At 45.3% G+C, this 14,612-nt stretch carries 11 protein-coding genes; 10 read left to right on the forward strand and 1 reads right to left on the reverse strand.

The features are described 5' to 3' along the window. The 3 genes from LC454_RS11690 to LC454_RS11700 all read left to right on the forward strand — a co-directional run bounded on the left by LC454_RS11690 (position 1) and on the right by LC454_RS11700 (position 5,105). Positions 1-1,617, forward strand: coding sequence for a RagB/SusD family nutrient uptake outer membrane protein (locus LC454_RS11690; RefSeq protein ID WP_223582528.1), 1,617 nt, complete (start codon positions 1-3; stop codon positions 1,615-1,617). A 55-nt stretch (positions 1,618-1,672) separates the two neighbouring features. Continuing rightward, on the forward strand, positions 1,673-4,396 hold the full coding sequence (locus LC454_RS11695) for a hypothetical protein (RefSeq protein ID WP_223582529.1): 2,724 nt from the start codon (positions 1,673-1,675) through the stop codon (positions 4,394-4,396). Positions 4,397-4,466: 70 nt separating this feature from the next. After that, entirely contained in the window at positions 4,467-5,105 is a 639-nt protein-coding gene (locus LC454_RS11700; protein ID WP_223582530.1) for a GntR family transcriptional regulator, read from the forward strand. A gap of 38 nt (positions 5,106-5,143) precedes the next feature. Here the strand turns inward: LC454_RS11700 and LC454_RS11705 are convergent, their stop codons facing one another. Beyond that, on the reverse strand, positions 5,144-5,941 hold the full coding sequence (locus LC454_RS11705) for an SMP-30/gluconolactonase/LRE family protein (RefSeq protein ID WP_223582531.1): 798 nt from the start codon (positions 5,939-5,941) through the stop codon (positions 5,144-5,146). Positions 5,942-6,100: 159 nt separating this feature from the next. On the opposite strand from LC454_RS11705, the gene LC454_RS11710 reads away from it, so the two are divergent. From LC454_RS11710 to LC454_RS11740, 7 genes are read left to right on the forward strand one after another with little or no spacing between them, the layout of a single operon-like run. Next, positions 6,101-7,423, forward strand: coding sequence for an aspartate aminotransferase family protein (locus LC454_RS11710; protein WP_223582532.1), 1,323 nt, complete (start codon positions 6,101-6,103; stop codon positions 7,421-7,423). Between the two features lie 8 nt (positions 7,424-7,431). After that, positions 7,432-8,610, forward strand: a complete 1,179-nt coding sequence (gene dgoD / locus LC454_RS11715; protein WP_223582533.1) for a galactonate dehydratase — start codon at positions 7,432-7,434, stop codon at positions 8,608-8,610. A 12-nt stretch (positions 8,611-8,622) separates the two neighbouring features. Then, entirely contained in the window at positions 8,623-9,393 is a 771-nt protein-coding gene (locus LC454_RS11720; protein ID WP_223582534.1) for an SDR family NAD(P)-dependent oxidoreductase, read from the forward strand. A 3-nt stretch (positions 9,394-9,396) separates the two neighbouring features. After that, complete coding sequence (locus LC454_RS11725) at positions 9,397-10,788, forward strand: hypothetical protein (protein WP_223582535.1); 1,392 nt, start codon at positions 9,397-9,399, stop codon at positions 10,786-10,788. Beyond that, a complete protein-coding gene (locus LC454_RS11730) occupies positions 10,769-12,334 on the forward strand; it encodes an SLC5 family protein (protein WP_223582536.1) in 1,566 nt (521 codons plus the stop codon). The genes LC454_RS11725 and LC454_RS11730 overlap by 20 nt, the downstream gene beginning before the upstream one ends. Before the next feature lie 45 nt (positions 12,335-12,379). Further along, positions 12,380-13,612 (forward strand): M20 family metallopeptidase, encoded by a 1,233-nt coding sequence (locus LC454_RS11735; protein ID WP_223582537.1) that lies wholly within the window; start codon positions 12,380-12,382, stop codon positions 13,610-13,612. Beyond that, the gene (locus LC454_RS11740; RefSeq protein ID WP_223582538.1) at positions 13,605-14,597 is read left to right on the forward strand and encodes a Gfo/Idh/MocA family protein; all 993 of its coding nucleotides are present in this window, start codon (positions 13,605-13,607) and stop codon (positions 14,595-14,597) included. Before LC454_RS11735 ends, LC454_RS11740 begins: the two co-directional genes overlap by 8 nt. Positions 14,598-14,612 lie beyond the last annotated feature (15 nt).

Consider the following 14,612-nt stretch of genomic DNA (forward strand, 5'->3'; position numbering starts at 1 on the left):
ATGATTAAGAAATTTAACAAAATAATAATTGCATCACTTGCATTGGCGCTACTAAGCTCTTGTAGTGATTTTTTGGATCGAAACTCATTGGTCGGTCTATCGGAGGAGAGTTTTTGGAAGTCTGAGCAAGATGCTGTCATGGGGGTGAACACCCTTTACCATGCCAATCGGGAATTTACCAATAGTATCGTGATTTATGGGATGATGGATGATTTTACTGATATATCCTATCAGTCTTTTGCAACAGGATTGACAACGGGTGTTTTTCCTGCCAATGCAGGTTTTTACCTAACCTCCTGGGGGATCTTTTTTAAAGGAGTGTATCGTGCAAATACGGCCTTAAAGAATATTCCTGCTATCGCAATGAGTGAAGCGATAAAAAAACGGAGTATTGGTGAAGCCAAGTTTTTCCGGGGGTATTTTTATTTTAAATTATGGGATTATTTCGGTGGAGTTCCTTTATATGACAGTCCCATCAATGTGGATGAATCTTATGAGCCCCGGAATACGGAGAAAGAGGTGTATGAGTTTATTGTCAAAGATATGACCGAAGCTTATGAGACATTGCCAGATACTTATGATGCTTCAAATAGGGGGCGTGTAACCAAATGGGCGGCTCTTGCCATGCGGGGCAAAGCGCATCTTTGGGCGAAGGAATATGCAAAAGCCGCTGCTGATTTTAAGGAGCTGATGGATAAAAGTGACCGCAAATTGCTTGCTGATTTTCATACTTTGTTTCGGGTTGCTGGCAATAACAATAGCGAAGTGATCTTTGATGTGCAATATATTGCTGAGCAGGGGCACGGTATAGCGACCGATCGTAATTACGGAAATGCACGGGGTGCGACGACAGGATCCCAAAGGACAAGGCCAACACCTCAGCTTGTCAATGCTTTTGATATGGAGGATGGAACAGCTTTTAATTTTGCAAATTATACCAATGCAAAAGGGCTGCCTTTTAACCCTAATAGTGCGGAGGATTGGAAAGATGAGGCTTCGGTGCGTAAGCTTTTTGAAAAACGGGATCCGCGTCTGCAGCAGTCTATTGTTGTGCCATGGTCGACTTTTGTGGGGCGCGGAGGTGTGACTTATCTGTATAAGTTTCCGGTGGCGAGCACCGATCCGAATGCTTATGTACCTGTGTGGACAAATGGCAGTTATGCATGGCGCAAATTTGTGGAGACGGGCTCTGTTTATACGCTTCAGGATAATATGCCGCAAAACTTTCCATTGATTCGCCTGGCGGATGTACTGCTGATGTATGCTGAAGCAAAGAATGAGACCTTGGGTGCGCCTGACCAAACGGTTTATGATGCAGTGAATGCGGTTCGTAAAAGAGTTAAAATGCCTGATCTGCCTTCTGGAATGAACAAAGAGCTCATGCGTGAAAAAATACGCCATGAACGTATGGTGGAGCTGGCTGGTGAGGGGCAGCGGTATTCGGATATCCGACGATGGAAGATCGCTAAAGATGTCGTGGATAAAGTTTGGATGACAGATTTTAACGGGACTCAGATCAGACAGCGGGGTTTTCCGGACCATTATTATCTGTGGCCTATTCCGCAGGCGGAAAGGGATGTGAATCCAAAGTTGACACAAAATCCGGGCTGGGAGTAGAAATACTTCCACCGGTTGGCTAAATAGTTGTATTGTATCATTGGTAATGAGTTTGATGAAAACATATTTTTCGTTGTTTTTGGTGTTGGTATTAACGCCAGTTTCCTACGCGCAGCAAAAAGAGATTCTGGTTGACTTGAGTCGGGGTGACTTAAATAAAAAGACCGTCGTTTATGAAAAACCAAAGGGAGGAAGTGGGCAGGGGCTGGTGTTGAAAAACGTTCCCCTTGCCGGTTACCCTGATCGTTTGGCAGATATTGAAGTTACGGTTAAGGTGCCACAGGCTGGGTGGTATGTGCTGGAGTCAGATGCCCGGCCTCAGGATCTGGAGCGGTTAAAACAGGAAGATGAAACAGGTCTAATGACAAAAGTCGCCTATTTTCAACTGGGTAGACAGCGGGTGACAAAACGTATAGTGTATGATAATCTGAAAGGTGGGCATCAGGAGCTTGGGAAATTTGAGTTGCTGAATGCAGCGGAAAAATTGAAAATCTGGCTACCTGCAAATTTAATGTTGCAGAGTTTGCGCCTCAGGCCTTATGTTCCACCTGTGGCACCTTTAGCGGCTGTACATTATCAGCCTAAAATTACGCCAGCGCAAGAAAGGCCAAGGTTGTGGGTGAATAAAGAAAGTTTGCCTGTTGTCAGGGAACGGCTTTTGTCTGAAGAGAATGGTTCGGCATGGGCTAAAGTGAAAGCCTCGGCTTTAATGCCCTATACCTTTCCGACCAATGAACATCAGGAAATGTTTTACAATGAAGGGCTGGAGCATGTTATTGAGCAGAAAGCTTTTTACTACCTCATGACGCAGGATGAGCGGATTGGCCGGGAAGCTGTGGATCTTGCTTCGCGTTATTTGTCGGTTCTGGAATTTGGGAATGTAACACATGGTGATATTACCCGTGAATTGGGACGGGCGATCTATACAGGGGCGCTGGTCTATGATTGGTGTTATCCACTGATGGATGCCGTTGTTAAAAGTCAGATGCGGAAAGACTTTAAGCGGTTGGTCATGGATATGGAGGTGGGGTGGCCGCCATTTTACGGACTGGAAAGTATTATAAACGGCCATGGTAATGAAGCGCAGATCTGCCGGGATATGCTGTCCTGGAGTTTGGCTGTATATGATGAAGATCCTGAGCCCTATAAATATGTTGCTTATAGCGTGCTGGAGCAGCTTGTGCCGATGCGTAAGTTTGAATATCAGTCTCCACGGCACAACCAGGGGGTTGACTATGGTGGTTATCGTTTTGGCTGGGAGATGCATGCTGCCTGGTTGTATTATCGTATGCTGGGTTATCCCGTATTTGATGATAACATCAAGAATATGCCCTATTATTGGTTGTACATGCGTACACCCGACGGGAAAATGCTGCGTGATGGCGATATGTTTAATGTGAAATATAATTCCAGTGATGATTTTTATTGGAAGAACCCTCAGACAATGCTTCTTTGTTACGCTTATTCGGGAAATGCAATGATCAAGGCCGAATTTTTGAAACAGGGTGGTTTGCCTGATAATCCCGTGCTATTTCTGTTGTTAAATGATCCGAAGCTCAAAGCGGATTTCGATCGCTCAAAGCTGCCGCTGACCAAAGATTTTGGGCCTGTTTTGGGGGCTATGGTTGCCCGGACAGGATGGAGTGAGGAGAAGACAAGTAAGGATGTCGTTGCGGAGATAAAAGGTGGTGGTTATCATTTTGGAAATCATCAACATGCGGATGCCGGTGCCTTACAGATTTATCATCATGGTATTCAGGTGGGTGATCTGGGTTTATATCTTTCTTATGGATCACCTTATGACTTTAATTTTAATAAGCGCTCCGCGGCGCACAGTATGCTATTGGTTCGCGATCCTGCCGAGCCGCTCTTGTTCCGGACCAAAACTAATGATGGTGGGACGCGCTTTAGTCAGCGCTTTCCGCGTACCGTAGCGGAGGTGCTCGGTGACTCCTGGTACCACACCGGAGAAATTAGGGCTTCGGCATTTGGTCCGGATCCTATCCAGCCGGCTTACAGTTACTTTAATGCGGACCTGACTGCGGCCTATTCGTCCAAAGTGAAATCGTATGCAAAGAGTTTTCTGTTTTTGAATCTGAAACGAAAAGATGTGCCTGCTGCTATTGTGTTATTGGATGAATTGAAAACCAATAATAGCGAATTTCAGCCCTACTGGCAGATTAATACGCTGAATAAACCGGTCATTAATGGAGCAGGGTTTGTTTTGAATAATCAGTTTAAAGCTGTGGGCGGGACGACCTATGTCGATATGTTTAAGCCTGCGGTATTCGATAGGGAGGTGAACGTTTATGCTGGTGATTCCACGGCTTTTGTATTTGGGGACCTGTATCAGGTGAAATCGCCTTGGCCTGAGGCGCGGGGTGCGCGGGTTTTGGTTAGCCCAAAAGCCAAAAGTACGCAGGTGAGCTATGCGACGGTTTTTCAGATGGCGGAAAGTGCCGAAGCAAAATTACCGGTGAGTTATGAAGAAAAGGAAGATTATTACCTGATCCGGATTGCAGATCGCGTGCTCGTTATTGCGAAACCCGATCGGTATCTCGATAAAGCGGTTGAAATCGCTGTTCCTGCTGGCCAGGAATACGAAGTGATTGTTGTGGGCTTGAAAGATGGTTTCTGGAATGTGAAAAATCCATCGAAAAATAGTAGCTTTAATATAAATATCCTCAAAGGGAATCATACGACCAGTTGGAAATCTAAGGCAGAACTATTCTATTTGTCACCGGGGAGACAGTATGGTGCCCGTGAAGGGGCGTTTTAGTAAAGGAATATATTGTTTAAATTTTTTAAATGATTTTGTATTCTTATTTTTGTATAAAATTGTATACAATATGAAAGAGGATTCACTTGCCAATAGAGTTTATTTAGAAGTCCGCAAGAAGATTTTATCAAGTCAGCTCGCCGGTGGGGCGCGGTTGGTTGAAAGTGCCTGGGCTGATAAGTTGGCTGTAAGCAGGGTAGCTGTTCGCGAAGCCTTTATGCGTTTGGCGGGAGAGAGTCTGGTGGAGTTTGGTGAAAAAGGAGGTTGTTTTGTGAAAAAGATGACCGTCGAGGATGTGCGGGATATCCGTGAGCTGCGTGAATTGCTTGAAGTCGGTGCTTTAAAGATTTTGTTTTCAAAAAAGAATAAGGAACTGATTGATGATTTGGAATTGATCTGCAATGACTTTTCGGATATGGTGAGCAAAGGGTACTATGGTGGAGCCTGTGAGGCTGATGTGCGCTTTCATGAACGTATTATCGAAGGTACTTGCAATTCCAGATTAATTGCTATTTATAAAAATAGCAATATTCCTTTATTTCACATGAAATTAGGTGCCATTCTGGGGCAGATGGAGGATTATCTGGATACCGAACAAGAGCATCGTGCAATTGTGGATGCATTAAAAGCGAATGATTGGAACAAGGCTTATGAGACGTTGGTGCATCACCTCGATCGAGGTGAGCAGGAAGCTTTGGAGCTTGTGTAAAGTCTCGCTGGAATATACAAAAGACAAGGGGATATATATTATAATATCCCCTTTTTTGTGTGATTCAGTTGGAGTAATTGACCCTTTTCTGCTTCTGTAATAATCAGTCCCATCGTTCCGCATGGGTCTAAAGCGCAGTTGGTAGGGTTTTGTCCTGCTGTTTGAATTTTTTCAGTGGCTATGCCGCTTTGATCCAGTGCGAGGATGTGCCCTGAGCCATATATGGCAACAAATAAATTGCCTTCCTCATCAAATGCGAGCCCATCGGGTCCGATCTGTCCACCTGCAAGTGCAAATTTTTCAATGGAATCCATTTGACATGATAAGGCATTCCAGTTCATTTTCCAGATCCATTTACTGCCTGTTTCGGCAATATATAATTGGCTGCTGTTGGGGGCAAAGGCTAGTCCGTTCGGATAGTACATGTTCTGATGGACGACATGCGCCATGCCATTGGTCCTTAGGCAGCAGATATAGCCTGTTCCATCTGTCAATTCGCTCCCCGGACAGGTAAATAACAGATTTCCGTTGCTGTCAAAACATAAGTCATTGGGCATTTTTAATGCTTTGTTGTCGAGTTCATTCAGGAGTGTATCGCAGCTGTTGTTGGTGGGATTATACCTGCGGATGCTGTGTTGTAATGCATCGCAGAACCAGATTGTTCCGTCTGGCGCAACGGCAATTCCGTTGGGATGCCCGTCAACCTGTATGCGATCGTACTTGTTGTCCCTGTAGCGGATTAGGTTGCCGGCTTCTTTTTCTACCAGCCATATCGTGCCTTGCTGATCAAAGGCGGGGCCTTCCGGAAAGTGTAGACCGTCAATAAGTATATTCATCTGAATTATTTTAAAATTTATTTTAAATGTATACAAAAATATTGTAATTTGGTATACATAAAATAGTGTGTATTTAAATGCAAGATTGCTGTATCGCGCATTTGATACAAAGCAGTCATCCCAATTATAAAAATAATAAAAGCAAAACTTTTAATAGGCATGCAAGAAAACGAAAGATCAGCCGCAATACTGCGCGAGAATGCAAAATGGATACCAGGAGGTGTGGTATCGTTGAATAGGAAGTCGGACCCCAATATCTGCTTTGTTAAGGGAAGAGGTAGCCATGTGGAGGATATCGACGGAAATAGTTATATCGATTATCAGGCTGGATTTGCAGCTTCCTTTCTTGGTCATAATGATCCCGATGTCAATGCTGCGGTATTGAAGACGCTTCAGGAGCAGCAGCTGCTGATGGGAGCGGGGCCTACTTTATTGGAAGGGGAGTTTGCGGAACTATTTTGTGCATCAGTTCCCAATGCCGAGAGTGTGCAGATTACGACAACGGGATCCGAGGCTACTTATCATGCGATCCGGATCGCCCGTGCGGTGACGGGACGCGATCATATCATCGTCATGCAGGGCGGATACAATGGTTGGCATAATGATGTGGCCTGCAATGTGATCAGCCAAAAAGCGGATATCGGATCTTATCAAAGTCCCGGTGAATACCCCTTTGACTCACTGAGCGCCGGGGTTCCCAAAAACCACAGTGATCTGGTGCATGTTATCAATTACAATGATTTGGATAGTGTTCGTTATGTACTGCAGAAGTATTCAGTAGCCTGCATCTTATTGGAGCCTATTTTACAGAATATAGGTATCGTTAAGCCGCAAGCGGGATATCTGGAAGGACTTCGTAAGCTTGCAGATGAGCAGGGTTTCTTATTGATCTTTGACGAGGTAAAAACTGGATTTAGACATGCTTTAGGCGGTTATCAATCCATTTGTGGTGTTCAGCCAGATCTTTCCACCTTTGGCAAAGCGGTAGCGAATGGTTATCCTTTGGGAGTAATTGCAGGAAAGAAAAAGTACATGGATTATTTTGTTGATCCGGATAAAACCAAGCGGGTCATGATTGCGGGAACATTCAATGCTTTTCCGCTGACAACAGCTGCGGCAATTGCAACATTGAAAAAACTTTCTAGTCCTGAGCACCAGGTCTATAAGCATGTTGAACATCTGGGTGCACGCTTGGAACAGGGATATCAGGAAATATTTCCTAAATTAGGTGTACCATTTTATGTCGCTCGTCAAGGCTCGGCTTTCTGTACTTACTTTATGGATCATGCGCCACTTAATTTTCACGATATTCTGGATAATCATGATTTCGAATTGGATATCCGCTACCGCAAAAATCTCATAAAAGAAGGAATCTTTAATTTCCCGGCTGCAATTAAGCAGGGAAGTATTTCCTTTGCGCATACAGAAGATGATATTGACCGGACCTTAGAAGCGACAGCACGTGTAATAAAAACTTTGTAACCCTGACTATGAAAATAACCGCTATCGAAACCTTTGTATGCCATGCGCGCATGCGAAATTGGATTTTTGTTAAAGTTGTAACCGATCAGCCCGGACTTTGGGGCTGGGGTGAGGCGACGTTGGAGTGGCATACACAAAGTGTCGTTGGTGCAATTAAAGATATTTCTCAGCTGTTGGTCGGCGAGGATCCACGCCGCATTGAGTATCTGTGGCAGATGATGTACCGCCAGCATTTTTGGCATGGGAACGGAATTGTCCGCGGAACGGCAATCAGTGGTATTGATATTGCCCTATGGGATATTTTAGGTAAAATTCATAATGTGCCCTGTCATGAATTATGGGGTGGTCGAGTACGGGATTATATCCGTCTCTATTGTCATTTGGGTGGTGGCCGAATGGAAGATTTTTACGAAACTGCACCTGACGACGCGAAACGTTTTGGCGATCTTGCCTTAAAGGCCGTTGATGAAGGTTTTACGGCTTTTAAATCCATGGCTGTTCCGGAAACGATGTCCCTGGAAGGGCTTCGCCCGATTAAATATGCTGAAGCCTGTGTAAAGGCAATGCGCGATGCCGTGGGTGATGATATTGATATTATGGTAGATTGCCATGCACGTCCTAGTCCGCGCATGGGTATGCAATTTGCCAAGGCGCTAGAACCTTATGGTCTGTACTTTTTTGAGGAGCCATGCTGGCCCGAATCCATGGAGGATATTGCCCTGATCCAACGGGCAGTAGCGACACCTATCGCTTCCGGCGAACGCCTGATCGGTGTGCATGCTTTTCGGGATATGCTTGAAAAACGTGCGGTAAGTGTTATTCAGCCTGATATTACACATTGTGGTGGATTATCTGAAGCCCGCAAAATAGCTGCTTTGGCGGATGCTTATCGTGTGTCTATGGCGCCTCATAATCCACAGGGACCTGTAAGTACAGCTGCCTCTATTGAGTTGGGCTTCGCAACACCTTCGTACATTATCTGTGAGAGTGTTCACAAAGATGTTGAATGGCGACAAGATGTCGTCAGTGAAGGATTTACGGTGCAAGAAAAAGGCCGTATTGTCTTCCCCAATACAAGAGCTGGTCTGGGTATTGAAATCAATGAAGAGGAGGTGAAAAAGCATCCGTTCCAACAAGAAATTTTACAGCGTACATTTTACAGAGATGGCAGTGTTGGGGACTGGTAGATTTAAATAGATATGAGAGCAGAATATAAAAACAAAGTGGTTTTGATCAGTGGTGGACTTGGTGATATTGGCAGGGCAATAGCCGAGGCTTTCCTGACGGCGGAGGCAATTGTCTGTATTGCGGATCGTTTTGCACCAGCACTTGCGAAAGAGCGGTGGCCTTCGCTCGATGAATCTCAGACCAATCTATTTTACGATCAGGTTGATGTTACGGATGCTGATCAGGTGGAGTTTTGGGTTGATCGTATAGAGCGGGAGTTTGGGGCAATAGCGATCTGTATTGCTAATGCGGCCTGTGTCACGATTCAAAACTTTCGGGAGCTCAGCAATGCAGCCTGGAAAAACGAAATGGCAGTCAATCTGGACGGTGCTTTTTTTCTGGCCAATGCCTGTGCTAAATCATTTGTAGCGACTGGTGTCCGGGGGAATATTGTCTTTTTGGGCAGTTGGGCAGGGCATGCTGTGCACCAGAACCTGCCGGCATACAGCGTTTCCAAAGCTGGCTTACGGATGCTTTGTCAAACCATGGCGCTTGAATATGCTATTGATGGAATCCGTGTCAACGAAATTGCACCCGGTTATGTCAACGCGGGCTTGAGTAAAGTGGTTTGGTCCAATGATGCCGCACTCCAAAAAAAGGCCGCTGCAGTAGTACCACTGGGAGATATCCTCGAAGCGGAGGAAATAGCCAAACAGGTGCTTTGGATATGCTCCGACAATTGCCGACAGATGACGGGGGTAAGTATCGTACTGGATGGCGGCCTCTCATTAATTAGACCTTAGATCATGGAACAAAAGGATCCAAGAAAAGAAACAACAGGTGGTTTACTGGCTAAAATTGGACTTGGCCAATGTAATATCACGCCTAGCTTAGGGATCTATTCGCGCAATTGGGGGGCAGCTACTTTTGACCAAGCTGTTGCTGTGCACCAGCCCTTGCTTATGCATTGCCTTTATATGGCGCCTGTCGATTCCCCGCCTGCCATTATATTGACAGCCGATCTGGGTTGGTGGAAAAATGCAGAAGACGAACGGGTATTGCGTTCTGCATTGCTCGATCATTTCAATCTGACAGCATCACAGCTGGTCTTTACACTTTCACATACACATGCTGGCCCCAGTATCTGTTCTACGGATATACACCAGCCCGGAGGTGAGTTGATTCCACCGTATCTGGAATTCTTAAAAGCGCAGGCGATCAGCTGTGTCCAGCAGGCGAAGGATGGATTATTCGAAGGGAGTTTACATTGGAGTTATGGGGTATGCGATCTGGCCTGTAATCGGGATCTGGAAATTAATGGCGAATATCTCATCGGCTTTAACCCTTTAAAAGAAGCGGATCATACCTTATTGCTTGGGCGTGTTTACGATAACACCGAAAAATTAAAGGCGGTGATCTGCAATTATGCCTGTCATCCGACGAGTTTTGCCCACGAAAACGAACTGCTTTCTCCGGATTTTGTTGGTGAAATGCGGCATACGGTGGAAGCGGTCTTGAAAGTTCCCTGTTTGTTTCTGCAGGGCGCATCGGGGGATCTTGCTCCCAAACGTCAATACGTCAAAGATCCGGCTTTGGTAGAAGCAAATGGTCGGCAGTTGGGCTATGCGGTGCTTGCAACCTTGGTCCAGGAGGATCATGCAGCTCAGCGTTGGGCGTTTGACAAAGCCTTAATTTCAGGAGCACCTTTGGCTTGCTGGAGCTTTCAGAAACAGGTATTATCGACTGAATTCAAGCAGCTTGTGCATACTGTAAAAGTGCCATACAAAAACTTGCCGAGCCTTGAGGCTATTTTTAAGGAGTATGAAAGCTGTTCGGATCGGGTTATGAAAGATCGCCTTTGGCGGAAATACAATACCCGCAAGACCATTGCTGATCAGCGGGAAGCAACCATTCCGGTATGGCTGTGGAAAATGGGAGATGCTATTTTGGTGGCCCAGGCCAATGAAGCATACTCTTGTTACCAGTCGATTATACGGGCTGAATATCCCAACCATACCATTGTCTTTATCAATATAGCCAACGGTTATGTAGGCTACCTTGCGCCAGCGGAATGCTATGATAAAGATATCTATGCCGTATGGCAGAGTCCCTACGAACGGGGTAGTCTCGAGATACTTATTGAACAAACGAAATTAGGAATTCAAACATTACTGACCGATGAAATTAGATTGGATTGATATCATTATTTTTGCGGTATACATAGTCGGTATCGTCGTATTGGGATTATATGCCTCGAAGAAAAGTTCCTCGTCCAAACGGGACTATTTTTTGGCAGGAGATAAGTTGCCCTGGTGGATGATCGGCGGGAGTATTATTGCCGCAAATATCAGTAGCCATCATCTTGTCGGCGCCATGGGGGCAGCCTATAGCCGTGGGTTTGTGGCCATCACCTTGGAATGGGGTGCTATATTGATCGGTTTTAATGCACTGCTTTGGATATTTCTGCCTTTCTACATACGCAATGGCTTTTATACAATTCCCGAATATCTTGAAAAAAGATATGGAAATGCCACTCGCGTGCTCTATGCGATCTTGATCCTATTTACCTACGTTTTTGTAGAAATCGGTGCAGTGCTCTATCTGGGCGGACTCTCATTACATGCTTTATTTGGTATTCCCATTCTGTATAGTATTTTTGGAATGGCGATTTTGACGGGCTTGTACACCGTGTTAGGAGGGCTGAAAGCCGTTATCTGGACCGAAATGGTTCAACTGGTTATCCTGGTGCTCGGCGGTGTCGTCCTGACCTTTGCAACCATAAATGCGGCAGGCGGATTTCAGTCCGTCGTGGAATCATCCAAAGACTGGAAGATGTTCTATCCGGCTTCCGATCCCGACTTTCCCTGGACAATGTATCTAGGCGGTTTGCTTTGTATCAGTGTATTCTACTGTGCGACCAATCAATTTATTGTTCAGCGCGTATTGGCAGCAAAAAATGAATGGCATGGCCGTATGGGCGTTATTTTCGGTGATTACCTTAAATTTTTGGTCCCGCTGATCATAACGATTCCGGCTCTGGTAGCGCCTAAATTTTTACCGCATTTAGATCAACCGGATCTGTTATTTGCGACGCTCGTAGAAACGCTGTTGCCCAAAGGTCTGATCGGTCTGGTCATGGCTGGTCTCATCTCTGCGATTATGTCCCATATTTCTGGCGCTATAAATTCCTGTACAACCATACTCACAGTAGATATTTACAGTCAATACATCAATAAAAATGCCTCTGATGATCAAGCGATACGTTTTGGTAAACGTGCTGGAGTCGTCATTATTGTGCTTGGTATTATGAGCGCTGTGGTATTGATTAGTTATTCAGACAAACCGGTATTCCTTTACCTGATGAATCTGTATGGTTTATTTACACCGGGTATAGCTACGATGTTTCTGATGGGTGTGTTTTGGAAGCGGACGACGGCACAGGGAGCGTTGACGGCTGGCTTATTGACCATTCCACTTTCGTTGCTCTTGGAATATGTACTTCCAGATATGCCATTTTTTAATAGAACGGGCATTGTGTTCTGGACCTGCATGATCGCCTGTGTATTGGTCAGTTTATGTACACCGGCCGTTCCGGAAGCGCGGCTGAAAAACCTGATATTGACACGCGATTCGCTTCAGATGCCCGAAGGGGATCAAGCCTCTTATCGTGGCTTTCGGAATCCAACCCTCTGGTGGATAATTATTACAGTGATGGTGCTGTATTTTTATGTGCGCTATTTTTAACCTAACTTGTTGGACGATTCCTTATGAAAGTATCGTAACTGAAATATGTTTTTTATCAATACATCGACGATGAATGCTATGTTGAAAGAACTAGACACCGAAATTGAAGCTATTTTCCCGGAGATTGTTGCGATCCGCCGGCATATTCATCAGCACCCTGAGCTGTCTTTTCAGGAATATAAGACGAGTGCCTATATCCAGGAGCGGTTAACCCTGCTCGATATTCCATTTAAAGTTGTTGCCAATACAGGCGTAGTTGCGGTGCTTGAGGGCGAAAAGCCCTCAAGTGACGATATCGTGGTTTTGCGTGCCGACATTGATGCATTACCTATTCACGAGCAGAATGATGTGTTGTATAAGTCCACAAATGAGGGTGTTATGCATGCTTGTGGTCACGATTTTCATACAGCAAATCTATTGGGTGTCGCTACAGTCTTAAAGGGATATAAAGCCGAGTTTTCAGGGAAAATTGTGCTCTTGTTCCAGCCTGCGGAAGAAAAGATTCCCGGTGGTGCGATCCAGATCCTGGAGTCCGGTATCCTGGAGTCTTTCGGTGGAAAGATTAAAGCGGTTTTGGGTTTGCACGTCAGTCCGCGTGTACCTTTAGGGAAAATAGGTTTACGTCCGGGGCGGTTTATGGCTTCAAGCGATGAGTTTTATTTTACCATTAAAGGACGTGGCGGTCATGCGGCGGAGCCGCATCGTGGCGTTGATCCGATTATGATTGCCGCTCAGTTGCTGACCACTTTACAGCAGCTGGTCAGCCGTAAAGCAAACCCAGATATCCCTTCTGTATTGACTTTTGGTCGTTTTATCGGAGACGGTGCCGCGAATGTCATTCCCGACGAGGTGAAGTTGGCTGGTACCTTTCGTACCATGGATGAAACCTGGCGCAAGGAGGCATTGGAGACAGTAGCAACAATTGCACGGACATTGCCCGAGGCCTTGGGAGCGACAGTAGATGTGGAAGTGCGTCATGGTTATCCTGCATTGAATAATGATCCCAAATTGACCCAGCAAGTAAAAAATATCCTACAAAGGAGCATGGGAAACGAAGTCGTGCAAGATCTGGAAATCTGGATGGCAGCAGAAGATTTTGCTTATTACTCCTATCGGTACCCATCTTTATTTATGTTGGTGGGCACGAATAATGACCAGATCAATACCCAATATGGGCTTCATAATCCGCAGTTCAATCTTGATGAAAAAGCATTTAAGACGGCGATTTCGGCTTTGGTGAATAGTGCTGTTTCTTTGTTGAATGAGTCCAATGGATAGAAAGCATTTCTTACTTTCGTTATTGCCGTTGGGGCTTTCTTTTCACACAAGAGCCGATTTTTCGGAGGAAAGACTCAACCTGATATTAACAAAGCCGAAGAAGAAAAAAATCGGTATTATCGGTTTGGACAGTACACATGCCATTGCTTTTACAAAAGCGATCAATACGGCCAGTGCCGATAGTTTATATAGGCAATTTTCGGTTGTTGCGGCCTATCCTTACGGCAGTAAAACAATCGCGCTTAGCGCGGGGCGTATTCCCAAGATTACGGCCGAAATTCAGCAATATGGCGTCTCGGTCGTTTCCAGTATTGCTCAGCTGCTCAAACAAGTGGATTATGTGTTTTTGGAGACGAATGATGGCAACCTGCATTTACAACAGGCTCTTGAAGTTCTTAGGGCTCGAAAACCATTGTTTATCGACAAGCCTATAGCCAATTCGTATACCGATGCGCTAAAAATATTTGAAGCAGCCCGGAAGTACGGGTGTCCTGTATTTTCCTCCAGTTCATTACGTTACATTGTCGGCCTGCAGGAGCTTGATAAGAGTAAAGTTGTTGGAGCCGATGTCTATAGTCCCGCTGTCACGGATCCGTCGCACAAGGATTTGTATTGGTATGGAATTCATGCGGTGGAAATGTTGTTTGCCTTAATGGGGCCGGGCTGTATAACGGTGCGAACGGTACAGGAAAGGGGGACTTCCATGTACATTGGTCAATGGGATGATGGCCGAATTGCCTCGGTTCGCGGTATCCGGGAAGGGACGGATGATTTTGGTGGCACAGTCTTTTTGAAAGATCAGATTGTTCATCTGGGGCAATTTATGGGTTATGGCCCCTTGTTGGATCGTATACTTCCTTTTTTTCAAACTGGGCAAAGTCCGGTGGATGAGCGGGAAACCTTAGCAATTTGTGCTTTTATTGACGCTGCGGAACAGAGTAAATTGAATGGGGGCACACCCGTTAAATTGCAAAAACTAGACTAGCTTGGCGGCTGATAT

This window comes from Sphingobacterium sp. GVS05A, from assembly GCF_019969845.1.
In the GTDB taxonomy this organism is placed as follows: Bacteria; Bacteroidota; Bacteroidia; order Sphingobacteriales; family Sphingobacteriaceae; genus Sphingobacterium.